21 protein-coding genes are annotated in these 25,521 nt (G+C 70.7%); 13 read left to right on the top strand and 8 right to left on the bottom strand.

The window, feature by feature from the left end; all coding sequences use genetic code 11:
* The first annotated feature begins 205 nt into the window (after positions 1 to 205).
* From EI169_RS08290 to EI169_RS08280, 3 genes are all read left to right on the top strand, one after another.
* On the top strand, positions 206 to 1,561 hold the full coding sequence (locus tag EI169_RS08290) for an RNA polymerase sigma factor (protein ID WP_125131905.1): 1,356 nt from the start codon (positions 206 to 208) through the stop codon (positions 1,559 to 1,561).
* Positions 1,558 to 2,256, top strand: coding sequence for a coenzyme F420-0:L-glutamate ligase (locus tag EI169_RS08285; protein WP_125131904.1), 699 nt, complete (start codon positions 1,558 to 1,560; stop codon positions 2,254 to 2,256). The genes EI169_RS08290 and EI169_RS08285 overlap by 4 nt, the downstream gene beginning before the upstream one ends.
* A gap of 558 nt (positions 2,257 to 2,814) precedes the next feature.
* On the top strand, positions 2,815 to 3,114 hold the full coding sequence (locus EI169_RS08280) for a GIY-YIG nuclease family protein (protein WP_125131903.1): 300 nt from the start codon (positions 2,815 to 2,817) through the stop codon (positions 3,112 to 3,114).
* Positions 3,115 to 3,352: 238 nt separating this feature from the next.
* Here EI169_RS08280 and EI169_RS08275 read toward each other — a convergent pair whose 3' ends face one another.
* On the bottom strand, positions 3,353 to 4,375 hold the full coding sequence (locus EI169_RS08275; protein ID WP_125131902.1) for a sugar-transfer associated ATP-grasp domain-containing protein: 1,023 nt from the start codon (positions 4,373 to 4,375) through the stop codon (positions 3,353 to 3,355).
* 45 nt (positions 4,376 to 4,420) lie between these two features.
* On the opposite strand from EI169_RS08275, the gene EI169_RS08270 reads away from it, so the two are divergent.
* Both EI169_RS08270 and EI169_RS08265 read left to right on the top strand, forming a co-directional pair.
* Positions 4,421 to 5,056: an alanine racemase C-terminal domain-containing protein gene (locus tag EI169_RS08270; RefSeq protein WP_125131901.1), complete on the top strand. Its 636-nt coding sequence runs from the start codon at positions 4,421 to 4,423 to the stop codon at positions 5,054 to 5,056.
* Entirely contained in the window at positions 5,053 to 6,084 is a 1,032-nt protein-coding gene (locus tag EI169_RS08265) for an alanine racemase (protein ID WP_125131900.1), read from the top strand. Before EI169_RS08270 ends, EI169_RS08265 begins: the two co-directional genes overlap by 4 nt.
* A 3-nt stretch (positions 6,085 to 6,087) precedes the next feature.
* Here EI169_RS08265 and EI169_RS08260 read toward each other — a convergent pair whose 3' ends face one another.
* Positions 6,088 to 6,312, bottom strand: coding sequence for a hypothetical protein (locus tag EI169_RS08260; protein WP_125131899.1), 225 nt, complete (start codon positions 6,310 to 6,312; stop codon positions 6,088 to 6,090).
* A 193-nt stretch (positions 6,313 to 6,505) separates the two neighbouring features.
* Here EI169_RS08260 and EI169_RS08255 point away from each other — a divergent pair, with 193 nt between their 5' ends.
* Positions 6,506 to 8,596 carry a DNA topoisomerase IV subunit B gene (locus EI169_RS08255; protein WP_125133386.1) on the top strand — a complete coding sequence of 697 codons (2,091 nt, stop codon included), beginning with the start codon at positions 6,506 to 6,508 and terminating at the stop codon, positions 8,594 to 8,596.
* Positions 8,597 to 8,628: 32 nt separating this feature from the next.
* On the opposite strand, the gene EI169_RS08250 is transcribed toward EI169_RS08255, so the two are convergent.
* The gene (locus tag EI169_RS08250) at positions 8,629 to 11,082 is read right to left on the bottom strand and encodes a DNA topoisomerase IV subunit A (RefSeq protein ID WP_125131898.1); all 2,454 of its coding nucleotides are present in this window, start codon (positions 11,080 to 11,082) and stop codon (positions 8,629 to 8,631) included.
* Positions 11,083 to 11,166: 84 nt separating this feature from the next.
* Here EI169_RS08250 and EI169_RS08245 point away from each other — a divergent pair, with 84 nt between their 5' ends.
* A complete protein-coding gene (locus EI169_RS08245; RefSeq protein ID WP_125131897.1) occupies positions 11,167 to 12,291 on the top strand; it encodes a nucleotide pyrophosphatase/phosphodiesterase family protein in 1,125 nt (374 codons plus the stop codon).
* Positions 12,292 to 12,294: 3 nt separating this feature from the next.
* Here EI169_RS08245 and sepH read toward each other — a convergent pair whose 3' ends face one another.
* On the bottom strand, positions 12,295 to 13,314 hold the full coding sequence (sepH, locus tag EI169_RS08240; RefSeq protein ID WP_125131896.1) for a septation protein SepH: 1,020 nt from the start codon (positions 13,312 to 13,314) through the stop codon (positions 12,295 to 12,297).
* A gap of 213 nt (positions 13,315 to 13,527) precedes the next feature.
* Between sepH and EI169_RS08235 the strand changes: the two genes are divergently transcribed.
* Entirely contained in the window at positions 13,528 to 13,821 is a 294-nt protein-coding gene (locus EI169_RS08235; protein WP_125131895.1) for a DUF4193 domain-containing protein, read from the top strand.
* On the opposite strand, the gene EI169_RS08230 is transcribed toward EI169_RS08235, so the two are convergent.
* Positions 13,796 to 14,287 carry a DUF3093 domain-containing protein gene (locus EI169_RS08230; protein ID WP_125131894.1) on the bottom strand — a complete coding sequence of 164 codons (492 nt, stop codon included), beginning with the start codon at positions 14,285 to 14,287 and terminating at the stop codon, positions 13,796 to 13,798. The two genes, EI169_RS08235 and EI169_RS08230, sit on opposite strands and share 26 nt — an antisense overlap.
* Positions 14,288 to 14,299: 12 nt before the next feature.
* On the opposite strand from EI169_RS08230, the gene dut reads away from it, so the two are divergent.
* The 5 genes from dut (at position 14,300) to dxs (ending at position 21,201) form a co-directional block, all read left to right on the top strand.
* Positions 14,300 to 14,755 (top strand): dUTP diphosphatase, encoded by a 456-nt coding sequence (gene dut / locus EI169_RS08225; RefSeq protein ID WP_125131893.1) that lies wholly within the window; start codon positions 14,300 to 14,302, stop codon positions 14,753 to 14,755.
* Positions 14,752 to 15,348 (top strand): DUF3710 domain-containing protein, encoded by a 597-nt coding sequence (locus EI169_RS08220; protein ID WP_125131892.1) that lies wholly within the window; start codon positions 14,752 to 14,754, stop codon positions 15,346 to 15,348. The genes dut and EI169_RS08220 overlap by 4 nt, the downstream gene beginning before the upstream one ends.
* Entirely contained in the window at positions 15,345 to 16,121 is a 777-nt protein-coding gene (locus tag EI169_RS08215; RefSeq protein WP_125131891.1) for a DUF3159 domain-containing protein, read from the top strand. Before EI169_RS08220 ends, EI169_RS08215 begins: the two co-directional genes overlap by 4 nt.
* Before the next feature lie 127 nt (positions 16,122 to 16,248).
* Entirely contained in the window at positions 16,249 to 19,083 is a 2,835-nt protein-coding gene (locus EI169_RS08210; RefSeq protein ID WP_125131890.1) for an aconitate hydratase, read from the top strand.
* 165 nt (positions 19,084 to 19,248) lie between these two features.
* The gene (dxs, locus tag EI169_RS08205) at positions 19,249 to 21,201 is read left to right on the top strand and encodes a 1-deoxy-D-xylulose-5-phosphate synthase (protein ID WP_125131889.1); all 1,953 of its coding nucleotides are present in this window, start codon (positions 19,249 to 19,251) and stop codon (positions 21,199 to 21,201) included.
* 20 nt (positions 21,202 to 21,221) lie between these two features.
* On the opposite strand, the gene EI169_RS08200 is transcribed toward dxs, so the two are convergent.
* The 3 genes from EI169_RS08200 to EI169_RS08190 form a co-directional block, all read right to left on the bottom strand.
* Positions 21,222 to 21,935, bottom strand: coding sequence for a hypothetical protein (locus tag EI169_RS08200; RefSeq protein WP_205783765.1), 714 nt, complete (start codon positions 21,933 to 21,935; stop codon positions 21,222 to 21,224).
* A gap of 184 nt (positions 21,936 to 22,119) precedes the next feature.
* Positions 22,120 to 24,258, bottom strand: a complete 2,139-nt coding sequence (locus tag EI169_RS08195; protein ID WP_125133385.1) for a 3-hydroxyacyl-CoA dehydrogenase NAD-binding domain-containing protein — start codon at positions 24,256 to 24,258, stop codon at positions 22,120 to 22,122.
* A gap of 8 nt (positions 24,259 to 24,266) precedes the next feature.
* Positions 24,267 to 25,475 carry a thiolase family protein gene (locus EI169_RS08190; RefSeq protein WP_125131888.1) on the bottom strand — a complete coding sequence of 403 codons (1,209 nt, stop codon included), beginning with the start codon at positions 25,473 to 25,475 and terminating at the stop codon, positions 24,267 to 24,269.
* Positions 25,476 to 25,521: the final 46 nt, after the last annotated feature.

The raw sequence follows: 25,521 nt of genomic DNA, 5'->3' as shown, positions 1-25,521 counted from the left end.
CCTCCCGGCCCCCACCGTTGTGTTTGGTGTACTCTCTGCGCGCGTCATCGCCGTCTCGAACCTATGAGACAATGGACCTTCTGACCCGTTGTCGACTGCACGCGGGAAGCCCCGGCTTCCCGCCGCGGACTTGACAAGGGTCTTACTAGTGTCCGAGAACGACCGGTGCTCGCGCTCAGCGCAATCCCCCGGTGAAAGGCGAAACGTGGCAGGCACGAACACCAAGACCCGCTCCCGCAACGACGAGGACACCGAACTCGAGACGGCCGAGCAGACCGCGGCCCCCGCGTCGAAGAAGACGACGAAGAAGGCCGCGGCCAAGACTCCTGCCAAGGGCAAGGCGGCCACGGCGAAGTCGAAGGCGGGCGGCAAGACCGCGGACGACGACGAGGAGATCGACGACGACATCGAGCTCGAGGGCGACCTCGAGGCGGACGACGCCGACGAGTCCACCGACGACTCCGACTCCGAGACGGACGACGACGCGGCCCCGGCCGACAAGAAGCCGGCCGACGACGCCGAGGGCGACGACGACGAGGACGACACGACGAAGCCCGCGTTCTCCGAGCCGCTGCCGACGGGCGCGATCGTCATCTCGTCCACCGACGAGGACGACGTCCCGGTCTACTCCACCCAGATCACCGGCGCCACCGCGGACCCGGTCAAGGATTACCTGAAGCAGATCGGCAAGGTTCCGCTGCTGAACGCGGCCGAAGAGGTCGAGCTCGCGATGCGCATCGAGGCGGGCCTGTTCGCCGAGGAGAAGCTGTCGCACATGTCGGCGGCCGAGAAGTCCAGCCAGCTGGGCCTCGACCTGCAGTGGGTCGCCCGCGACGGTCAGCGCGCCAAGAGCCACCTCCTCGGCGCGAACCTGCGTCTCGTGGTGTCGCTGGCCAAGCGCTACACCGGTCGCGGCATGCAGTTCCTGGACCTCATCCAGGAGGGCAACCTCGGCCTGATCCGCGCGGTGGAGAAGTTCGACTACACCAAGGGCTTCAAGTTCTCGACCTACGCGACGTGGTGGATCCGCCAGGCGATCACGCGCGCCATGGCCGACCAGGCGCGCACGATCCGCATCCCGGTGCACATGGTCGAGGTCATCAACAAGCTCGCCCGCGTGCAGCGCCAGATGCTGCAGGACCTGGGCCGCGAGCCGACGCCCGAAGAGCTCAGCCGCGAGCTGGACATGACGCCCGAGAAGGTCATCGAGGTCCAGAAGTACGGCCGCGAGCCCATCTCGCTGCACACGCCGCTCGGTGAGGACGGCGACAGCGAGTTCGGCGACCTCATCGAGGACACCGAGGCGGTCGTCCCGGCCGACGCGGTGGGCTTCACGATGCTGCAGCGTCAGCTCGAGTCGCTCCTGGACTCCCTCTCCGAGCGCGAGGCCGGTGTCATCCGGATGCGCTTCGGCCTGGGTGACGGGCAGCCGAAGACCCTCGACCAGATCGGCGACACGTTCGGCGTCACGCGCGAGCGCATCCGCCAGATCGAGTCGAAGACCATGGCCAAGCTCCGCCACCCGAGCCGTTCGCAGTCGCTCCGGGACTACCTCGAGTGACCGGCGAGGCCAACGCCGGCAAGGCGCTGACCGTCACCGTCGAGGGCGCGTCGTACGCCCGCATCCCGATCCGCACGCGGGTCGTGATGCCGGGCGACGACCTCGACGCGTTCGTGCGCGAGTACGCGCAGGAGCTCGTGCAGACCGGCGACATCCTCTTCGTGACGGAGAAGATCGTCGCGATCACGCAGGGGCGCTCCTACCTCGTCGAGGACATCCATCCGCGGCGGCTCGCGCGATTCCTGTCGCGCTTCGTCGTGCGCACGCCCTACGGCATCGGCCTCGGCATGCCCGAGACGATGGAGATGGCGCTGCGTGAGTGCGGTGTGCCCCGCATCCTGTTCGCCGCCGCGGTGTCGGCCGTCACGAAGGCCTTCGGCCGCAAGGGCGACTTCTACCGCATCGCCGGCGACAAGGCGCGGGCGATCGACGGCCCCACGAGCGGCACCATCCCGCCTTACAACAAGGCGGTCGTGCTCGGTCCCGAGCGCCCGAAGTCGGTCGCGGCGCACCTGCGGAGCCTGCTCGGCACGACCGCGGACGTCGCCGTCGTCGACATCAACGACCTCGGCGGCAACATCCTGGGCTCGACGCTCGACAAGGCCGGCGAGCGTCGCCTCGTCGCGATCTTGAAGGACAACCCGCTCGGCCAGGGCCACGAATCGACCCCGCTCGGCATCGTCCGCCCCGCCTGAACCCGGGCCACCGTTCCCTCCTCGGGCTCCGCGAGCGCGCCCCGGTCCCTGAGCCTGTCGAAGGGCCGCCCCCGCTGCCCGAGAAGTGTCCCGGTCCCTGAGCCTGTCGAAGGGCCGGCTGACTGCACGAGCGGGTGAAGAGCGTCCCGGGCCCTGAGCTTGTCGGAAGGCCGGCCGACTACACCAGTGCGTGGGGAGTGCGCCGGTCCCTGAGCTTGTCGAAGGGCCGCCCCCGCTGCACGAGCGCGTGGAAATTGCCCCGGTCCCTGAGCCTGTCGAAGGGCCGGCCCCGCGACACGAGCGCGTGGAGAGCGCCCGGTCCCTGAGCCTGTCGAAGGGCCGGCTGACCGCACGAGTGCGTAGAGGCACGCCGGTCCCTGAGCTTGTCGAAGGGCCGACCCGCCGCACGAGCGGGTGGAGAGCGTCCTGGTGCCTGAGCCTGTCGAGGGGCTGTCGATGTGGCGGGTCGTCCTCCCCTGAGCGCCGGGGGCGACCGCTATACACCGACAACGGGGTTCGGCTGTATCCGAAACCCTTCCGCTGCGGCACGCTGTGCGGATGGCGTGGACGTACATCCTCAGCTGCCGGGATGGCAGCTACTACGTCGGCAGCACAGCGATAGATGTCGAGGCCCGCGTGTGGCAGCACAATCACGATGATCTGTTGGCGGCGAAGTACACCCGGCGACGTCGCCCGGTCGCGCTCGTCTACATCGAGGAATTCGATCGCGTGGAAGACGCGTTCTCCCGCGAGCGGCAGCTTCACGGCTGGAGCAGGGCGAAGAAGCGTGCGCTCGTTGAGGGCCGCAGCGCGGACCTGCCGGTGCTTGCCCGTGGGCAGCCGCCAGACATCGAATGACGCGGCAGACGCGCGGGCACTTCGGCGACTGGGGGAGCGGCTCGCCCTTCGACGAGGTCAAGGGCCGGCGGGCCCTTCGACGAGGTCAAGGGCCGGCGGGCCCTTCGACAAGCTCAGGGACCGCAGCGGGCTTCGACGAACTCAGATCCGGACCGCAGTGGCGGGCGGTGCTTCGACGGGCTCAGGAACCTCGTCGATGGGCTCAGGAACCGGGCGGTCCTTCGACCCGCGGCGGGGGTCAGAAGCCGATCGCGGCGCGGTAGCGCGGCTTGTGGCCGGTGCGAATGCCCGTGACGCTCGGCTTGTTCTCGTACACGCCCGCGCCCCAGTTGCCCTCCACGAGCACGGGACCGTCGGGGCTGACGACGATGTCCCAGCCGACGTACTGCACCTGAGGCACGACGCGTGCGACCCGGTCGACGAACGCCTTCACCTCGTCGATCATGGGCAGCTGGAAGTCGGCGATGACGAAGCCGGAATCGGGATGACGGACGTGCACGTGGCCGTGCGAGTCGTAGCCCGGTCCGACGGCCTTCCCGTCGTCGTCGAGCATCGTGTAGAAGCCGCCGAAGGTCATCTGGTCGCTGACGGCGCCGCGCCCGAACTTCTGCGCCATGGCGAGGATGTGCGTCTTCTCGCCGTCGAAGAAGGCGGTCACCCGCGTCGTGTTGACGGTGCCGGGGCAGACCGCGGCGAGGTCCGGATGCTGCGTGATGAGCTGCTCGATGAGCAGCTCGCCGCGCTCCCACAGCCCGCGGTGGAACGCGTCCCAGTCGTCGACGTCGGCGGCGTGGTAGCGGTGCACGCCCGTGCCGGCCTGACCGACGGGCTCCTTCGTCACGATCGTGCCGTGACGCTCGGCGAAGGCGCGCACGGCGTCGGCGTTCCCCTGCTCGACGACCATCCACTCGCGACGCAGGTGCTCGCTGAAGACGCGGTCGAAGGCGACCTTGTCCTGGAACAGGTGGCGGAAGGCCGGATCGTCGTACTGCTGCGAGATCTGGTTCGACACCGGGTGGGTCATGTAGGTCGCCCGCTCCGCGCGCGAGAGGATCGCGAAGTCGTAGTCGACGTAGTCCTGGAACCCGACCTGGCGGAAGCCCGCCTGCCAGAGCATGTCGACGACGACCGCCGGCGTCCACTTGCCGTGCTCACGCGCGGTCTCCTTCGCTCGCTCGAGCACCGAGCCGACGTCGATGCGTCGGGCGCGCCCGGCGAGGTAGTGGAGGCGGGGGGCGAGGGCGAAGCCCGTGGGCGACATGCGTGCTCCAGGGTCGGCGGACGGGACCTCGATAGTCTAGGTGGCGTGGACGAGCGGCACGCGGGACCCCCGAGCGGCACGGGCACCACGGCGCTGCTCTCGCGTGCGGCGTTGCGTCGCAACCTCGACCTCGCCCGCGCCGGCACACCCTCCGACACGCCCGCCCTCGCCTGCGACGCATGGGGCCACGGCGAGCAGTGGGTGCGCGACACGCTCGGAGCCGCCGCCGACGATGCGCTCGACGCGCTGACGCTGTACGGCCTTCCCGGTGGGGATCCCGACGCCGTGCCGGCTCTGACGCTGCGTGGCCGAGTGCTGTCGACCAAGCCACTGATGGCGGGGGAGGGCGTTTCGTACGGCTACGCGCATCGCGCGGCCGCGGACACGCGCATCGCGCTCGTGACGGGCGGATACGCGCAGGGCGTCGTCCGGATGCTCGGCGGCCGCGTCGACGTCGACATCGCGGGGGCGCTGCACCGCCTCGTCGGCCGCATCGCCATGGACGTGTCCGTCGTCGACATCGGTGACACCGTGATCGAGCGCGGCGCGGTGGTGACCTACTTCGGCGACCCCCGGACGGGCGCTCCCTCGCTCGGCGCGTGGACGCACGCGACCGGCTGGTCGGCTGCCGAGCTGATCGCCCTCGCCGGAGCGCGGGCCACACGGGAGGACAGCCCATGAGCGTCCGGCTCGTCGTCGACCTCGAGCGCTTCGCGCGCAACCTCCGCCGCATCCGGGCGCAGGTGTCGCCGGCCACGCACATGCTCGTCGTCAAGAACGACGCGTACGGCCACGGCCTCGAGCCGATCGTGCGACGGGCCTACGCGGAGGGCGTGCGCTGGTTCGGCGCGTTCGACGCGCACACCGGCGCGCGGGTCCGCGCGGTCCTCGGCGACGACGTCCGGATCTTCGTGTGGATCCTCGCCACCGACGACGACATCCGCACGGCCGTCGCGGCCGACCTCGACCTGGGCGTGGGTGACCGGGATCTGCTCGAGGACGTCGCGCGACTCGGCGCCGACGCGCGTCCGCGCGTCCACCTGAAGATCGACACGGGGCTGCATCGCAATGGCGTGCGTCCCGAGGAGTGGCCGGACGCGGTCGCCCGCGCCGCCGAGCTGCACACCGGGGGCTCCCTCGCCGTCGAGGGCGTGTGGAGTCACATCGCCGAGGCGTCGGATGCGGAGGACGACGCCGCGCGCGAGCTGTTCCTCGCCGCGCGCGAGACGCTGGATGCGGCGGGTCTGTCGCCGCGCTTCGCGCACCTGGCCGCGAGCGCAGCCGGGTTCGGGCGACCGGAGTTCCGCGAGGACCTCGTGCGGATCGGCGCGTTCGCCTACGGCATCCGTCCCGCCGGCGGGCCGGGCGAGGACGAGCTGGGCCTGGAGCCGATCGGCCGGCTGGAGGCCGGAGTCGTGGCGGTGACGGGGCAGCGCGCGATCGTCGATGTCGGCAGCATGCACGGCCTGCCGACGCCCGTCGGCGGTCTCATCAGCGCCGGCACGCCCGGTGGTCCTGCCCGTGTGATCGCCGTCGAGCCGACGCGCACGATCCTCGCGGCGTGGCCGGGGGCGACGATCGGTCAGCCGGTGGCGATGTGGGGGGCGGATGCGCCGCACTCGGCGACGGACGTCGCAGAAAGACTCGCGACCATCGGCGAGGAGATCGCGGTGCGCGTCTCGCCGATGGTCGCGAGGGAGTACGTGTGAGGGTCAGACCGCTTCGTTGAGGCGCGCGGTCTCGTCGTGCCACGAGGTCGCGATGCTGCGCAGCTTCTCCTCGTACTTGCGCCCGTGGTGGGCGCAGAAGAGCAGCTCGCTGCCGTTGACCTCGGCGGCGATGTACGCCTGGGCGCCGCACGAGTCGCAGCGGTCCATGGCGGTCAGACGGTACTCGAGCACAGCGGTGTCGTCGGTCGGTGTCGAAAGTGCGGTCATTTCAGTGCCTCCCCTAGGTGCTCGTCACGGTCATGACATGTAACCACGCGCAGGTGCATACCCTGCCCGCATTGCCGGGCATTTCGCTCAGCGCGTACGCTGCGCCGGCCCGCGCACGGCCGCCCGTGTGCAGGCTTCCCTTCGACCGGGGGTGTCGCGGCCGATCGTGTCGGAGCCGCGGTTATCGTTGGAGATTGTGACCGCCGAGTACTCCGCCCACCATCTCCAGGTGCTCGAGGGCCTCGAAGCGGTCCGCAAGCGTCCCGGCATGTACATCGGCTCGACCGACTCCCGTGGCCTCATGCACTGCCTGTGGGAGATCATCGACAACTCCGTCGACGAAGCCCTCGGGGGGCACGGCTCGCGGATCGACGTGATCCTCCACGACGACGGCAGCGTCGAGGTGCGCGACCGCGCGCGCGGCATCCCCGTCGACATCGAGCCGCGCACGGGACTGACCGGAGTCGAGGTCGTCTTCACGAAGCTGCACGCCGGCGGGAAGTTCGGCGGCGGCTCCTACGCCGCATCCGGTGGCCTCCATGGCGTCGGTGCATCCGTCGTCAACGCCCTCTCGGAGCGCCTCGACGTGGAGGTCGACCGCGGCGGCAAGACGTACGGCATGTCGTTCCATCGGGGCGAGCCCGGAGTGTTCGCAGGCCCGAGCCCCGACTCGCCGTTCACGCCGTTCGAGCGCAGCAGCGAGCTGCGCGTCGTCGGGAAGGCCCCGAAGGGCGTCACGGGCACGCGCATCCGCTACTGGGCCGACCGGCAGATCTTCACGAAGGACGCCACGTTCGGCTTCGACGAGCTTGAGCAGCGCGTGCGCCAGACGGCCTTCCTCGTCCCGGGCCTGGAGATCGTCGTGCGCGACGAGCGCGCCGCATCCCGCACCGAGGCCGGCGAGCCGGTCGAGACGTCCTACCGCTTCGACGGCGGCATCTCCGAGTTCGCCGAGTTCCTCGCCCCCGACGCCGCGGTCACCGACACGTGGCGGCTCACGGGCACCGGTACCTTCACCGAGACGGTGCCCGTCCTGCAGCCCTCGGGCGCGATGGTGCCCACCGAGGTGTCGCGGGAGTGCGAGGTCGACATCGCCGTGCGGTGGGGCACGGGATACGAGACGGTGTCGCGATCGTTCGTCAACATCATCGCCACACCCAAGGGCGGCACGCACCAGCAGGGGTTCGAGCAGGGACTCATGAAGGTGCTGCGCGCCCAGGTCGAGCAGAACGCGCGACGCCTGAAGGTGGGCAACGACAAGCTCGACAAGGACGACATCCTCGCCGGTCTCACCGCCGTGCTCACCGTTCGCCTGCCCGAACCGCAGTTCGAGGGGCAGACGAAGGAGGTCCTCGGCACGCCCGCCGTGCGCCAGATCGTCTCGAACGTCGTCGCGAAGGAGCTCGGCGCCCGCTTCGGGTCCTCCAAGCGCGACGACAAGGCGCAGACCGCTCTGCTGCTGGAGAAGGTCGTCTCCGAGATGAAGGCGCGCATCTCCGCGCGCACCCACAAGGAGACCCAGCGCCGGAAGAACGCGCTCGAGTCGTCGTCGCTGCCGGCGAAGCTCGTCGACTGCCGTACGAACGACGTCGCCGACTCCGAGCTGTTCATCGTCGAGGGCAACTCGGCGCTCGGCACCGCGAAGGACGCGCGAAACAGCGAGTACCAGGCGCTGCTGCCGATCCGCGGCAAGATCCTGAACACGCAGAAGGCCTCGATCAGCGACATGCTGTCGAACGCCGAGTGCGCCTCGATCATCCAGGTGATCGGCGCCGGATCCGGACGCTCGTTCGATCTCGACGCCGCGCGCTACGGGAAGATCATCCTCATGAGTGACGCCGACGTCGACGGCGCGCACATCCGCACCCTGCTGCTGACGCTCTTCTTCCGTTACATGCGGCCTCTCGTCGAGGCCGGGCGCGTTTTCGCCGCGGTGCCGCCGCTGCACCGCGTCATCGTGATGAACCCCGGGTCCAAGCCGAACGAGACGATCTACACCTACAGCGAGCAGGAGCTCCACGGCCTCCTCACGAAGCTCACCAAGGCCGGCAAGCGCTGGCAGGAGCCGGTGCAGCGCTACAAGGGCCTCGGTGAGATGGACGCCGACCAGCTCGCCACGACGACGATGGACCGCGCCGGCAGGACGCTCCGCCGGGTGCGGGTGCAGGACGCGGAGGCCGCATCCTCGGTGTTCGAGCTGTTGATGGGGACGGATGTCGCGCCCCGCCGCGAGTTCATCGTCGAGTCGAGCGACCGCCTCGCGCGCGAGCGCATCGACGCCTGACGCCGGGCCCCGGCGATCGGGCGGATCGACGGTCAGCGGACCGCGGTGCCCACCGCACCCACCACACCGTCGAGCGGGGTGCCGGACGCGTCGCGCTTGGCCCCCGCATCCGGGAGCTGCCGCACGGCGCCGTCGGTGCCGACCGCACGCGGCTCCGACCCCACCCACGCGAGGGTGAGGACGTCCTCGCCCTTCAGGAATCGCTGCGCGCGCACGCCGCCGGTGCCGCGGCCCTTCGCCGGGTACTCCGTGAAGGCCGACACCTTCGCGCTTCCGGCGTCGGTGCCCGCGAGCGCCGTCGACGAGCCGGCGACCGTGACCACGACGGCGTCGAAGGCGGATGCGCCGACGACGAAGAACCCGATCGCCTCGACGCCGGCGGCCAACCTCATGCCGGCCATGCCGCCCGCGGCGCGACCCTGCGGACGCACCGAGGACGCGTCGAAGCGGAGCAGCTGCGCGTCGGCGGCGACGAAGACGAGCTCGGCGCCATCGGCCGCCGGCGCGGCGCCGATGACGCGGTCACCCTCCTTCAGGGCGATGATCGGCACGTCGTGCTTGTTCGCGAGCTCCGACGCCGACACGCGCTTGACGACACCCTGCGCGGTACCGACGGCGGTCGGCGGCTCGGCGGTCAAGGGCACGATCGCCACGACGTGCTCACCGCCGGAGAGCCCGAGATACTGATCCGCGCGCGAGCCGGCGGCCAGCTGCACGGCGTTGCCCGGAACGGACGGCAGGTCGACGGGGGAGAAGCGGATGAGTCGGCCCGCGCTCGTCACGGCGCCGATCTCGCCGCGCGCTGTCGTGTCGACGGCGCTGCGGATCGCATCGTGCTTCGATCGGCGCACCGGCGGCACGATGCCGCCCGCGGGGGCGTCCGGGTTGCGCTCGGCGCGCACCATGCGGCCCGTCGCCGACAGGAAGACGCGGCACGGGGCGTCGGCGATCTGCAGGTCGGCGGCCGTCGCCCTGGCGGCCGAGCGAGCCGTCACCGGACCGCCGTTGAGAAGAAGCGTCCGGCGCGGCGTGCCGTGGGCCTCCGCGACGGCCTCGAGCTCGCGTGCGACCTGCGCGCGCAGGAGACCCGGGTCGCCCAGCAGCTCGACGAGGGCTGCGATCTCGGCCTGCAGGGTGTCCCGCTCGGCCTCGAGCTCGATGCGCGAGAACTTCGTCAGTCGCCGCAGCCGCAGCTCGAGGATGTACTCGGCCTGCGCCTGCGACAGGTCGAACACGTCCATGAGGCGTGCGCGGGCCTGCTCGCCGTCGTCCGACGTGCGGATCACCTGGATGACCTCGTCGATGTCGAGGATCGCGATGAGCAGACCCTCGACGAGATGGAGCCGTTCGCGCTTGCGCGAGAGTCGGTACTCGCTGCGCCGCGTGACGACGCGGATGCGGTGGTCGAGGTAGACCCGCAGGAGGTCGCGCAGGCCGAGGGTCTGGGGCTGGCCGTCGACGAGGGCGACGTTGTTGATGCCGAACGAGTCCTCGAGGGGCGTGAGTCGGTACAGCTGCTCCAGCACGGCTTGGGGGTCGAAGCCCGTCTTGATGCCGATCACGAGCCGCAGTCCCTTCGTGCGGTCGGTGAGGTCGGTCACATCCGCGATGCCCGTGAGCTTCTTCGCCGTGACGGCGTCCTTGATCTTCTCGATCACGCGTTCGGGGCCGACGAGGTAGGGCAGCTCGGTGACGACGATGCCCGTGCGGCGTGGGCCGAGGGGCTCGATCGAGGTCTTGGCGCGGGTGCGGAAGCTGCCGCGCCCGTTCGCGTAGGCATCGCGGATGCCGTCGAGCCCGACGATGATGCCGCCCGAGGGCAGGTCGGGGCCGGGAACGAACTCCATCAGCTCCTCGAGCGTCGCATCCGGGTGCTCGAGCAGGTGCACCGCGGCGGCGACGACCTCGATGAGGTTGTGCGGGGCCATGTTGGTGGCCATGCCGACGGCGATTCCCGTCGTGCCGTTGACGAGCAGGTTCGGGAACGCGGCCGGAAGCACTTCGGGCTGCTGGAACTGGCCGTCGTAGTTGGGGATGAAGTCGACGACGTCCTCGTCGATGTCGGCGGTGAGGGCCAGCGCCGCCGGCGCCAGACGCGCCTCGGTGTAGCGGGGCGCGGCGGGTCCGTCGTCGAGGGAGCCGAAGTTGCCGTGGCCGTCGACGAGCGGCACACGCAGCGAGAACGACTGGGCGAGGCGTACCAGGGCGTCGTAGATGGGGGCGTCGCCGTGCGGGTGCAGCTTCCCCATGACCTCGCCGACGACCCGCGCGCTCTTGACGTGCCCGCGGTCGGGCCGCAGGCCCATCTCGGCCATCTGGTACAGGATGCGGCGCTGCACGGGCTTGAGGCCGTCGCGGGCGTCGGGGAGCGCGCGGGAGTAGATGACGGAGTAGGCGTACTCGAGGAACGACCCCTGCATCTCGACGGAGAGATCGACGTCCTCGATCCGTTCGGCGGTGTCGGGGGAGGGGCGGGAAGCGGGCATGTCCGGAGGGCCTCGGGTCGGCGGGCGAAGCGCGACCCGAGGGCCGCGGGTGGGGGCCGTCCGCACTGTGCGAGACTGGCCGGGATGCCTCTCAGCCTACCGGCGTACCCTCCGCGAGCCCGGAGCCTCACCGGCGTGCTGACCGACGCGATCGCGGCCCTCGACGGCACCGGCGGCGTGCTCCCGCCCGCCTCGAGTGCGATCGTGTTCGTGCTCGACGGGCTGGGGGCGCAGAACCTCGCGGCGCGCCGAGGGCACGCCCGGTTCCTCTCCGCCGCGGGGGGTCGGTCGGCCGTCGCCCGCACCGTCTTCCCGTCGACGACGGCGGCCGCCCTCACGAGCCTGCTCACGGGGGTCGACCCCGGACAGCACGGCATCGTCGGGTATCGCGTGCGGATCCCAGGCACAGACGAGGCGCCCAACCAGCTGCACGGGTGGGAGTCGCACCACCTCGACCCGCGCGCGTGGCAGCGTGCGACACCGATCTTCGAGACCGAGGCGGTGCGGCGGCCGACGTTCGTGGTGTCGCGCTCGGAGTACGACGGCAGCGGCTTCACGGCGGCGACCCTCCGCGGCGGGCGGCTCGTCGGTGTGGACGATCTGGCCGAGCGCACGCTGGTGGCGGCCGAGCTCGCCGCGGAGAACCCCGGCGCGCTGGTCTATCTGTACGGTCCCGACTTGGACCACGTCGGCCATCGTGCGGGGTGGGAGTCGGACGAGTGGTCGGAGACGCTCGAACGCGTCGACGACGTCGTCCGACGCTTCTCAGGGGCGCTGTCGCCGGGCACGGGCGCGCTCGTGACCGCCGATCACGGCATGGTGGACGTGCCCGCCCATCGCCGCCTCCTGCTGGGAGCCGACTCGGCACTGTGGGAAGGCGTGCGGGTCGTCGGCGGCGAACCGCGGATGCTGCACCTCTACGCCGAGCCGGGCGAGACCGCCGACGTCGCCCGCCGCTGGAGCGAGGCCGAGGGCGGCAGGGCCTGGGTCATGACGCGGGACGAGGCGATCGACGCGGGCCTGTTCGGCGTCGTCGCCCCCGAGGTGCGCGATCGCGTCGGGGACGTGCTCGTCGCCGCCCGCGCCGCCGTCGCCTACTACGACGACCGCGAGAGCGACAAGCGGCCGCAGCGCATGGTAGGCCAGCACGGCTCGCTCACGCTCGAGGAGCGCATGGTGCCGCTCGTGCGGCTCGGCGCGTTCGCGTGAGCGTCAGCTCTCGTCGCCGCGGGCGCCGAACACGATCTCGTCCCACGACGGCATCGACGTGCGCCCCTTTCGGCGACCGCTCGCCTCGGTGACGGGGGCGGGTGTCGGCTCCGCCGGCTCGGGCGTCTCGTTGTACCCCGGCTCGAGCGCGTCGAACAGCGCGACGGGCGCCGACGAGCGGGCCGGCTCCGCTTCGGTGCCCGGCAGCGGCTCGCGCTGACCGCGACGACGGCGCAGCGCCTCCAGGAGGTCGGCCGTCTCGCTCGAGGTGACGCCGGCATCCGGGGCGCGCTTGATCGCCGCATCCTGCACCGCCGGTGCGGCGGGCGTCGGCAGCTCTGGGGCGATCGGGGCGGTGTCGGCCTCCACGCGGCGTGGGCCGAAGGCCCCGCTGTCGAACCGGCTGTCGTCCTTGGCGGGCTGCACATCCAGCGCCCGCAGGCGCGGGATGAGACCCTCGGGCAGCGAGCCCTGACGCGACAGCTGGATGGCGTCCGCGTTCTGCGGCGACAGCGTGCTGCGGCGCGGGTCGAATCCCCAGCGCGCGTCGTGGTCGACGGAGTTCGCGGTGAACTCGAGCTTGACGACCCAGCCGGTGGGCTCCTTCCAGCTCGTCCACCGCTCGCCGGTCGCATGCGCCTCGGCGAGCTTGGCCCGCACGGCCGCGCCGAACGTGACGTGGGCGTCGTGCTCGAGCTCTCCGCCGAGCAGCACCGGCACGGCGAGCGCCTGACCGACGATGTGCTCGCGCTCGGCGAGCACGGGGCGCTCGAACTTCACGACGTCCTCGAGGCGCGCACCCATGAGCGTCGCGACCTCCTGCGCCGACAGTCCGGCTCGGATGTGGGCCTGCACCTCGCGCGGGCTGGGCCGCGGTCCGCGGTCCTCGGGAGCGCGGTCGCGGCGGGCGCGGCGCATCTCGCCGCGCAGCACCTCGTCGACGGCGAGGGTGAACCTCTCGCCCGACTCCGTCGCCAGGACCAGGAGGTTCTCCTCGGTGCCGATGACTTTGAGCTGCTCCATGCGAAACACCCCTTCGATCTGCGGTCCCGCCCATGCTGGCACAGCGGCCCGCCGCGGCCGGGAATGCCACGGGCGCGCCGCGCGTTTCACGCCGTGCCCGACCACGCCGGGCGCCCCTTCGCACCGGCATTTGCCAAACGCGAGGCGGTCATGCAAACTATGGCCGCCCGATCGGGCACCGGCACCCCCTGTACCGAAAAGAGATCTTCACGCATGGCCACCGATTACGACGCACCCCGCAAGACCGAGGACGACAGCGAGTCGATCGAGGCCCTCAAGGAGCGCGTGCCGGACAAGTCCTCCGGGTCGATCGACGTCGAGGACGCCGACAACCCCTCGGGCTTCGAACTGCCCGGGGCCGACCTGTCCGATGTCGAGCTCGACGTCGTGGTCCTCCCGCCTCAGGAGGACGAGTTCACCTGCATGAGCTGCTTCCTTGTGAAGCACCGCTCGCAGATCGACCACGAGGACGGCGCCGGATTCATCTGTAAGGAATGCTCCGCCTGACCTGCTGACGCCGGATCGCCGCACTGAGGCGGTCCGGCGTCCTCGTCGAGATCACCCACGACGGCGTCGGATCATCCGGATCCGCGAGGGGGATCGTGACGACCCCGTCGATGCCGCCGCGCAGCAGCATCCACGACCGCCGATCCACGTGCGCACCGCGGGCGAGCCGGGCCTGCTCGCCGGACGCGGGCACGGGCTCGCCCAGCAGCGCGACGTCGATGTGCGCCGGTCCCGCGTAGAGCACGCCGTCGCGCACTTCCACGACCGGCGAGAAGGCCACGAGCGCCACGACGACCCCGATCCCCACGACGGCGCCGGCGACGAGCGACAGTGTCCGGTCCACCGGCGCGAAGACGAGAGCGGCCATCGGACCGCACACGGCGGCGCCGACCAGCGCCCACAGCGACGGGCTGAGGCGCTCTCGGTAAGACGTCGCGTCGCGGATGCCGCACCTTCCCATCTGCATTACCCTCGTGGGGTGACCGATACCGTCGACGTCCCCATTATCGCGGCCGCGGCTCCGGTCTACGCCCACCCCGGCGACGCCGGAGCCGATCTGACCGCCACCGAGGCCGTGCGCCTGGACCCGGGGGAGCGGGCGCTCGTGGGCACCGGGGTGCGCATCGCGCTGCCCGACGGCTACGTCGCCTTCGTCGTGCCGCGCAGCGGTCTGGCCGCCAAGCACGGCATCACGATCGTGAACTCGCCCGGCACCGTCGACGCCGGCTACCGCGGCGAGATCAAGGTCACGCTGCTGAACACGGATGCCCGTGAGGCCTTCGACATCGCGCCGGGCGACCGCATCGCGCAGCTCATCGTGATGGCGGTGCCGCGCGCGCGCTTCGTGCCGGTGGACGTTCTCCCCGAGAGCGAGCGCGGCGAGGGCGGGTTCGGGTCCACCGGGTATTCGATCCAGCAAGGGAGCCGGTCATGACCGACATCACCCCCGACGTGCCGGCGGCCAAGGAGGCGCCCGAGGGGCGGGAGACCGACGGCCCGTTCGACGAGGCCGAAGCGAACCCGGTCCGTCCCTACATCGACCTGGGCGGGGTCAAGGTACTGCCGCGCGAGGGCCTCAACCTGCGTCTCGAGGTCGAGGAGCAGACCAAGCGCATCGTCGCGGTGGGCCTCGACTACGCCGAATCGACCCTTCAGGTGCAGCCGTTCGCCGCGCCGCGCACGTCCGGTCTGTGGGCGGAGACGCGCGAGCAGATCCGTCAGCAGATCCGCCAGCAGGGCGGCCGTGTCGAGGAGCGCGTCGGGCCGCTCGGGCCGGAGCTGCTCGCCGAGGTGCCGGTCGCCGTCGGGGCCGATGGCGCCGACAAGCGCCTCGCGCGCTTCGTCGGCGTGGACGGGCCGCGCTGGTTTCTCCGCGGGGTCATCGGCGGTGCCGCGACCAGCGACACGGATGCGGCGGCCCAGGTCGAGGACCTGTTCCGCTCGCTCGTCGTGGTCCGCGGCGGTGCGCCGATGCCGCCGCGCGACCTCATCCCGCTGAAGATGCCCGCGACTCCGGGATCCGCGTGAGCGATCCCGCACGCGACGAGCGCGCCTCCGGAGACGCGGAGCGCGCCGACGCGCTCCGCACGCCCGACGCGCCACCGCCGGCGTCCGAGGCGCTCGGGGCGGCGCTGGGCGCCGCGGCCCGCCGCGCCGGGCTCGACCCGGCCGGCACGGCGTCGACGGGGGCCGCGGTGTGGGCCGCGATGGGCGGCTGGCGCGGCATCCTCGAGTCGGTGCTGCCGAGCCTCGCCTTCGTGGTCCTCTTCACCGTCACCTACGACGCGGCGACGAAGGAGGGCAACCTGTGGGTCAGCCTCGGCGTCTCCGTCGCGATCGCGGCAGTCTTCACCGTCGTCCGTCTCGCGCAGCGCTCGCCCGCGGGCGCCGCGATCGGCGGACTGCTGGCCACCGCGGCGGCGGCGGCCCTCGCGCTGTGGACCGGCCGCGGCCAGGACAACTTCGTCTTCGGCTTCTTCACGAACGGCCTCTACGGCACCGCCTTCCTCGTCTCCGCCCTCATCGGCTGGCCGCTCATCGGCCTCGCGGTGGGTTTTCTGATGAACGAGGGCACACGCTGGCGGCGCAAGGCCCGCAAGCGGCGCGTCTTCTTCTGGCTGTCGATCGCGTGGGCCGCGCTGTTCGCGCTGAGGCTGGGCGTGCAGCTGCCGCTGTACTTCGCGGGCGACACGACGGCGCTCGGCGTGACCAAGATCGCCATGGGCCTGCCGCTGTTCGCACCGCTCGTGGCGGTCACGTGGCTCGCCGTGCGTGCGCTCTATCCGCCACGCGCCACCTGATATATTTATCTCGATATCGAGATAAATCCCGCTCCGTCCCGGTTAGGTCCGCCTTGGTGGTGCCGTCCGGAGACGGGGGGCAGGATGGGCTCGGGTCCGCCCGCATCCGCCGACGAAGGAGACGCACGTGTCCACGGTTGACAGCTTCGGTGCCAAGAGCACCCTGACGGTCGGCAGCACCGACTACGAGATCTTCCGCATCGACACGGTGGACGGCTACGAGAAGCTGCCGTTCAGCCTCAAGGTGCTCCTGGAGAACCTCCTGCGCACCGAGGACGGCGCGAACGTCACCAAGGAGCAGATCCAGGCCCTCGGCTCGTGGAAGCCCGAGGCGGAGCCCGACACCGAGATCCAGTTCACGCCGGCGCGCGTGGTCATGCAGGACTTCACCGGCGTCCCGTGCATCGTCGACCTCGCCACGATGCGCGAGGCCGTCACCGCGCTCGGTGGCGACCCGAACCGCATCAACCCGCTGTCGCCCGCCGAGATGGTCATCGACCACTCGGTCATCGCCGACCTCTTCGGCTCGGAGAACGCCCTCGAGCGCAACGTCGAGATCGAGTACGAGCGCAACGGTGAGCGGTACCAGTTCCTGCGCTGGGGTCAGACCGCCTTCGACGACTTCAAGGTCGTCCCGCCCGGCACCGGCATCGTGCACCAGGTCAACATCGAGCACCTCGCGAAGGTCGTCTACGACCGCACCGTCGACGGCGTGCTGCGGGCCTATCCCGACACGTGCGTCGGCACCGACTCGCACACCACGATGGTCAACGGTCTCGGCGTGCTCGGCTGGGGCGTCGGCGGCATCGAGGCCGAGGCCGCGATGCTCGGTCAGCCGGTGTCGATGCTCATCCCGCGTGTGGTCGGCTTCAAGCTGACCGGCGAGATCCCCGCCGGTGTGACCGCGACGGACGTCGTGCTCACGATCACCGACATGCTCCGCAAGCACGGCGTCGTCGGCAAGTTCGTCGAGTTCTACGGCGAGGGCGTCGCATCCGTGCCGCTGGCCAACCGCGCGACGATCGGCAACATGAGCCCCGAGTTCGGCTCGACCGCCGCGATGTTCCCGATCGACGACGTCACGCTCGACTACCTGCGGCTGACCGGCCGCGACGAGCAGACCGTCGCGCTCGTCGAGGCCTACGCCAAGGCCCAGTCGCTGTGGCACGACCCGGCACGCGAGCTCGTCTTCAGCGAGTACATGGAGCTCGACCTCTCGACGGTCGTCCCCTCGATCGCGGGGCCGAAGCGCCCGCAGGACCGCATCCTCCTGTCCGAGGCCAAGTCGCAGTTCGAGAAGGACATCCTCAACTACGCCACGCCGTCGACCTCCGACTCCATCGTCGACCTCGAGGTCGACGGCACGTTCCCGGCGTCCGACCCGGGCGGGACCCCCGGCGAGGAGACCGCCGACACCGGCGAGGTGCTCATCTCCTCCGGCGGCCCCGCCGCGGCGTCTAAGCCCGTGAAGGTGACCACGCCCGAGGGCGAGACCTACGTGCTCGACAACGGCGCCGTGACGCTCGCGGCGATCACGTCGTGCACGAACACGTCGAACCCCTCCGTCATGATCGCGGCGGGCCTGCTCGCCAAGAACGCCGTCGACAAGGGCCTGAAGCGCAAGCCGTGGGTCAAGACGACGCTGGGCCCGGGCTCGAAGGTCGTCACCGACTACTACGAGAAGTCGGGCCTGGACAAGGCGCTCGAGGGTCTGGACTTCTACACCGTCGGCTACGGCTGCACGATCTGCATCGGAAACTCCGGCCCGCTCATCGAGGAGGTGTCCGCGGCGATCAACGACAACGACCTCGCCGTCACGGCCGTCCTCTCGGGCAACCGCAACTTCGAGGGGCGCATCAGCCCGGACGTGAAGATGAACTACCTCGCCTCGCCTCCGCTCGTGGTGGCGTACGCGCTGGCCGGCTCGATGAACTTCGACTTCGAGACCGACCCGCTCGGCAAGGACCAGAACGGCAACGACGTCTTCCTGAAGGACGTGTGGCCCTCGCCCGAGCAGGTGCAGAAGATCATCGACTCGTCGATCTCGCGCGAGCAGTTCATCAAGCAGTACGCGACCGTCTTCGACGGCGACGAGCGCTGGAAGAACCTGCCCACCCCGACCGGCCCGGTGTTCGAGTGGGACGAGGACTCGACCTACGTGCGCAAGGCGCCGTACTTCGACGGGATGACGATGGAGCTGACCCCCGTCAGCGACATCCGCGGCGCGCGCGTCATGGCTACCCTCGGCGACTCGGTCACCACCGACCACATCAGCCCCGCCGGCAACATCAAGGCGGGCACGCCCGCCGCGCAGTACCTCACGGAGCACGGCGTCGCGCAGAAGGACTTCAACTCCTACGGCTCGCGTCGCGGCAACCACGAGGTCATGATCCGCGGCACGTTCGCGAACATCCGCCTGAAGAACGAACTGGTCGCCGCGGTCAACGACGGCCAGATCGTGGAGGGCGGCTTCACGCGCGACTTCACGCAGCCCGGCGGCCCGCAGTCGTACATCTACGACGCGTGCATGAACTACGCCGAGCAGGAGACGCCGCTGGTGATCTTCGGCGGCAAGGAGTACGGCTCGGGCTCGTCGCGCGACTGGGCGGCCAAGGGCACGCGTCTGCTGGGTGTGAAGGCCGTCATCACCGAGAGCTTCGAGCGCATCCACCGCTCGAACCTCATCGGCATGGGTGTCGTGCCGCTGCAGTTCCCCGCCGGCGAGAGCTGGAAGTCGCTGGGGCTCGACGGCACCGAGGTCATGTCGATCACGGGCCTCGAGCAGCTGAACGAGGGAATCACGCCGAAGACGGTGCACGTCGTCGCCGAGCCGAGCGAGTTCTCGCCCGAGGGCAAGCAGACGATCGAGTTCGACGCGGTCGTGCGCATCGACACGCCCGGTGAGGCGGACTACTACCGCAACGGCGGCATCCTCCAGTACGTGCTGCGTTCGCTCGTCTGACCCGCATCCACAGGGGCGGTCGCGGCATGTCCGCGGCCGCCCCTCCGCGTGGGCGGAGCGTACACGGCGGCGCGCCGGGTCGCCCGTCCAGGCCGCGGTCAGATGCGCGCGACTACAATCGGGGGACGGCGTCGTGGGCGCCGCATCCGGTCGGAAAGAGGTTCCATGGAGCTGTTGCCGAGCATCCGAAGCCCCCGCGACATCGACGGACTCGACCTCGCCCAGCTGGAGCAGCTCGCGGCGGAGATCCGCACCTTCCTCGTCGAGAACGTCGCGCGCACGGGCGGTCACCTCGGCCCGAACCTCGGTGTCGTGGAGCTCACGATCGCCCTGCACCGCGTATTCGACTCCCCGTCCGACCCGATCATCTTCGACACCGGGCACCAGTCGTACGTGCACAAGCTCCTGACCGGACGCCAGGACTTCTCCCGCCTGCGCTCGCGCGGCGGCCTCGCGGGCTACCCGCAGCGCAGCGAGAGCGAGCACGACGTCGTCGAGTCCTCGCATGCTTCCAGCTCGCTCAGCTGGGCCGACGGCGTCTCGCGCGCCTTCAGCCGCACCGGGCGCCGCGACCGCCACGTCGTCGCGGTCGTGGGCGACGGCTCGCTCACCGGCGGCATGACGTGGGAGGCGCTCAACAACATCACCGACGACAACGACCGCAACCTCGTCATCGTCGTCAACGACAACGGGCGGTCCTACGCGCCCACCATCGGCGGGATGGCGCGCTACCTGAACAAGGTGCGCACGAACGACACCTACCGCACGCTGCACCGCGGGTCGGCCAATCTCTCCGGGCGTCTGGGCCCCGCCGCCCGCGCGATCTACCGCGGCATCCGCGGCGGCGCCCACGGCTTCCTCTCGCGCTTCACGAACAACGAGGCGCTCTACTCCAACCTCGACATCAAGTATCTCGGCCCCGTCGACGGACACGATCTTGAGGGCCTCATCGAGGTGATGCAGCAGGCGAAGTCCTACGGCGCGCCGGTCATCGTCCACGCCATCACCGAGAAGGGCCGCGGGTACGCGCCCGCCCGCAGCGACGAGGCCGACCAGTTCCACGCCGTCGGCAGGATCGATCCGGTGACGGGCGAGCCGCTGTCCTCCAGCGGCGGTCACGACTGGACGGACGTCTTCGCCGACGAACTGCTGCAGATCGGCTCCGAGCGCGACGACGTCATCGCCATGACCGCCGCGATGCTGCGGCCCACGGGCCTGCAGCTGTTCGCCGAGCGCTTCCCCGAGCGCGTCTACGACGTCGGGATCGCCGAGCAGCACGCCGTCGCCTCGGCCGCGGGACTCGCGTTCGGCGGGCTGCATCCCGTCGTCGCAATCTATGCGACCTTCATGAACCGCGCGTTCGACCAGGTGCTCATGGACGTCGCTCTGCACGGCGCCGGGGTCACCTTCGCGCTGGACCGCGCCGGCGTCACGGGCCCGGACGGCCCGAGCCATCACGGCATCTGGGACCTCGCGATGCTTCAGCTCGTGCCCTCCATCCGCATCGCCGCCCCACGCGACGCCGCGCGACTGCGCGAAGAGCTGCGCGAGGCCGTGGCGGTCCCTGATGCGCCCACCGTCGTCCGATACGCGAAAGGGGCCGCGGCGGACGATCTCCCCGCGGTGGAGCGCCTCTCCGACGGCGTCGACGTGCTGGCCCGCGCGGACGCCGAGGACGTGCTGCTCATCGGGATCGGTCCGATGGCGCACACCGCGATGGCCGTCGCCGAGCGCCTGCGCGCTCAGGGCATCGGCGCGACGGTCGTCGATCCGCGCTGGGTGATCCCCGTGCAGCCGTCGATCGTCGAGCTCGCCCGCCGTCACCGCCTCGTCATCACGATCGAGGACGGCATCCGCGTCGGCGGCGTCGGGACGCGCGTGCGACAGGTGCTGCGCGAAGCCGGCGTCGACACGGCGGTGGACGAGCTCGGCGTGCCGGACGAGTTCATCCCGCACGCCTCCCGCGAGCAGATCCTCGAAGACGCCGGGCTCACCCCCGCCAAGATCGCCCAGGACGTCGTCTCGCAGGTGCTCGGCACCCGCATCCCCGTCGCCCGCCCGACCTCCGCCGACATCCCGTCGGTGGAGGAATGGGTGCGCAGCCGCGGCGCCGACTGACGCGGCGACCCGGCCGGCGCTCAGCCGACGGACGTGAAGCGGCCGGCGAGCACCGCGGCCGCGGAGTCCCACGCCGCGTGGCGCGGTGCATCCGGTGACGGCGCAATGGCCTGCGAGAGCAGCCATCCGTCGGTCAGCGCGTCGCCCGTCACGATGACGCGCAGGAGCTCGATGCCGCAGTCCTCCCGGACGACGTCGGCGCACGCGGCCACCACCCGCGGCGAGAGCACGTCGTTCGGCGGCAGCACGGGACCGTCCAGCTCGTGCACGATGTCGCGGAGCGCAGCGCCCACGATGTTGCCGGCGCGCTCCTTGACGTTGACGACGTCGAGTTCGATGACGCGGAGGTCGTGTCCCGAGACGATCGGCCGCCAGTCGAACGAGGCATGCACGAGGTGCTGATGCCCGGTTGCCCCGGTCATGCTGCGAGCCGGCAGGTCGGTCGACCGGGCGCGGACGTCGACCATGCGGTACCACGCGAAGATGGGGAAGGCGCCGTGGGTCCCCGGCCGCAGCACCACGACCTCGCCGCGGCCGTCGCCGGATTCGCGCAGGCGCCGGATGATCGGCTTGCCGTTGCGAGTGCGGATGGCGGCGGAGCCCTCGTCCACGGTGACGAGGAAGAGCTTCATGAGCGCCGGGATGACCACGAGGAGCGTGAGCGCCGCGCCGCTGGCCTTCACCAGCACGCTCAGTGCGCTGCCGCCGAACAGCCCGGAGATCACATCCAGCACGCGTCGTCCTTCCGTCGGATCGCACCGTCTCCCTCAGGATGCCGTGCGCTCACGGCGTCGCCGCGCCGGACGGCACGCCGCGCGTGAGAGTTCATCCGCTCGACCGGGGAAGTTCGCCGTCCGGAAACGGAAGACGGCGGCCCCCCGCATCGGGAGACCGCCGTCCGACCGGCATGAACCTGCGTCAGCCGCCGATGCCGCGGATGGGCGGGTGGTGGAACGTGTCGCCGAACACGCGCTCCGACGCGCCCTCGCGGTCGAGGTAGGGCGATGCGCCGCCGTCGATGAAAGGCCAGCCTGCGCCGAGGATGAGGCACAGATCGATGTCCTCGACCTCGGCGACGACCCCCTCGTCGAGCATGGTCCGGATCTCCTGCGCGAGACCGTCCTGCACACGACGGAGGATCTCGCTTTCGCTCGCGGGGGCGGAGCCGGTCACGAGGATCTTCTGCGCGGCCTTGGTCCACCCGGTCACGCGGCCGTTCTTGTCCTTCTCCACCACCTCGGGCAGCTCGGCGAGGGCATGGAAGTTCTCCGACGCGAAGAAGCGGTCGGGGAAGGCGTGCGCCATCGTGTCCTGCACGTGCGCGGCGACCTTCCAGCCGACCAGATCGATGAGCTGGAAGGGCGTCATCGGCAGCCCGAGCGGGGCGAAGGCCTTCTCGACCGTCAGGAGCGGCGTGCCCTCGTAGACGGCACGTGCGGCCTCGCCCATGACCTTGGCCAGCAGGCGGTTCACCACGAAACCGGGCGCGTCGGCCGTGAGCACGGCGTTCTTGCCGAGGTTCTTGGCGACGACGAACGCGGTCGACAGCGCCGCGTCCGTCGTGGCCGGCGTCTTCACGATCTCGATGAGCGGCATGACCGCGACCGGGTTGAAGAAGTGGAATCCGACGAGGCGCTCGGGATGCGCGAGCTTCGCACCGATCTCCTCGACCGAGAGCGATGACGTGTTCGTCGCCAGCACGGCGTCTTCGGCGACGATCGTCTCGATCTCGCCGAACACCTGCTGCTTGACGCCGACCTCCTCGAACACGGCCTCGATCACGAAGTCGCAGTCGGCGTACAGGCTCTTGTCGGTCGTGCCCGTCACGAGGGCGCGGAGGCGATTGGCGGTGTCGCCGTCGAGCCGGCCCTTGGCCTCGAGTTTGCCGATCTCCTCGTGGATGTAGGCGACTCCCTTGTCCACGCGTGCCTGATCCAGGTCGGTGATGAGCACCGGCACCTGCAGCTTGCGAACGAACAGCAGCGCGAACTGGCTGGCCATGAGTCCGGCGCCGATGATGCCGACCTTCGTGACCTTCTTCGCGAGCGCCTTGTCGGGTGCGCCGACCGGCCGCTTCGCGCGCTTCTGGACGAGGTCGAAGGCGTACATGGATGCGGCGAACTGGTCGCCGACGACGAGGTCGGCGAGGGCCTCGTCCTCACGGGCGAACCCTTCCGCCTTGGTGCCGCCGCGAGCCTTGTCGAGCAGCTCCAGCGCGACATAGGGGGACCGGGGCACCGTGCCGATCCGGCTCTCGAGCATGCCGCGCGCCATCTTGATCGCGATCGGCCACTTCGTGAGGCGCTCGATCTTGCCCGGCTCATTCTTGCGCTCGACCTTGACCGCTCCGGAGAGGACGCCGTCAGCCCAGCGCAGCGAGTCCTCGAGGTAGGTGGCCGCGGGGAAGATCGCGTCGACGATGCCGTAGTCGAACGCCTGCTTCGGCTTCAGCATCCGGTTCTGCTTGAGCGGGTTGGAGATCACGACCTCGAGGGCGTTCTCGATGCCGATGAGGTTCGGCAGCAGGTACGCCCCGCCCCAGCCCGGGATGATGCCCAGGAACACCTCGGGCAGCGCGATCGCGGCGGCCGACGCGTCGACCGTGCGATACGTCGAGTTCAGCGCGATCTCGAGGCCGCCGCCGAGGGCGAGACCGTTCACGAACGCGAACGTGGGTACGCCGAGCTCGGACAGGGATCCGAGCACCTGATGGCCGCGCTGGGCGATCATGCGGGCGATCTCGCGCGACGGCACGTTCGAGACCTCGGACAGGTCGGCGCCGGCGGCCAGGATGTACTGCTTGCCGGTGATGCCCACGGCGTCGATCTCGCCCGCGGCCGCCCGCAGCTTCAACCCCGCGAGTGTGCGGCCGAGTTCGGCCAGCGTCGCGGGCCCGAGCGTGTTCGGCCGCGTGTGGTCGCGACCGTTGTCGAGCGTGATGAGGGCGAGCACCTTGCCGGACGCGAGTCGGATGTCGCGTGCGGGGGAGTGCGTGACCACCTCGTCGGCCGACAGGGTCTCGAGGACGGAGAAGTCGATGGCGTCGTAGTTCGTCATGCCCGCCGTCACTTCCGCTTCTTCTTGCCGTCGAACCACGGGTTCTCCCAGATGACCGAGCCGCCCTGGCCGAGACCGACGCACATCGCCGTGAGGCCGTATCGCACGTCGGGGCGCTGGCGGAACTGCGCCGCCAGCTGGATCATGAGGCGCACACCGGATGCGGCGAGGGGGTGACCGACCGCGATCGCGCCGCCCCACGGGTTGACGCGCGGGTCGTCGTCGGCGATGCCGAAGTGGTCGAGGAGCGAGAGGACCTGGATCGCGAAGGCCTCGTTCAGCTCGAACAGGCCGATGTCGTCGATCGTCAGACCGGCCTTGCGCAGAGCCTTCTCCGTCGCGGGGATCGGGCCGATGCCCATGATCTCCGGTTCGACGCCCGCGAACGCGAACGACACCAGGCGCATCTTGGGCTCGAGGCCGAGCTCCTTCACCGCCGACGCGCCCGCGAGCAGCGACACCGTCGCGCCGTCGGTGAGCGGCGAGGACGTGCCCGCCGTCACGCGGCCGTGCGGGCGGAAGGGCGTCTTGAGCGCCGCGAGGCCGTCCATGGTGGTCTCGGGTCGGCGGCCCTCGTCCTCCGTGGCCAGACCCCACGCGCCCTCGGCGTCCTTGATCGCGACGGGCACGAGGTCGGGCTGGATGCGCCCCGCCTCATAGGCGGCCTGCGCCTTGTGCTGGCTCAGCATGCCGAAGCGGTCGGCGCGCTCCTTGGTCAGGTGCGGGAAGCGGTCGTGGATGCGCTCCGCGGTGACACCCATGTTGAGCGCGCCCGGGTCGACGAGCTTCTCGGCGACGAAGCGCGGATTGGGGTCGGCGTTGGCGCCGATGGGGTGACGGCCCATGTGCTCGACGCCGCCCGCGAGGGCCAGGTCGTACTGGCCGAAGCCGATCGAGGCGCCCATCGTGGTCACGCTCGTCATGGCACCCGCGCACATGCGGTCGATCGCGAGGCCCGGAACCGTCATCGGCAGGCCGGCCAGGATCGCCGCGGTGCGCCCGAGGGTGAGGCCCTGGTCGCCCGTCTGCGAGGTCGCGGCGATGGCGACGTCGTCGATGCGGTCCTTCGGGACGTTCGCGTTGCGCTCCATCAGTCCGATGATCGCCTTGACGACCAGGTCGTCGGCGCGGGTGTTCCAGTACATGCCTTTCTCGCCGGCGCGCCCGAACGGTGTGCGCACTCCGTCGACGAAGAAGACGTCCGAAATCTCGGCCACTCTGCCTCCAATGGTTGGGATGACGTCAGCCTAGGCAGGGCCCGTG

Origin of the sequence: Microbacterium sp. 10M-3C3, assembly GCF_003931875.1 — a bacterium.
Lineage (GTDB): Bacteria > Actinomycetota > Actinomycetes > Actinomycetales > Microbacteriaceae > Microbacterium.
The sequence above is the reverse complement of the archived record's forward strand: the minus strand, read 5'-3'. Positions and strand labels throughout refer to the sequence as shown.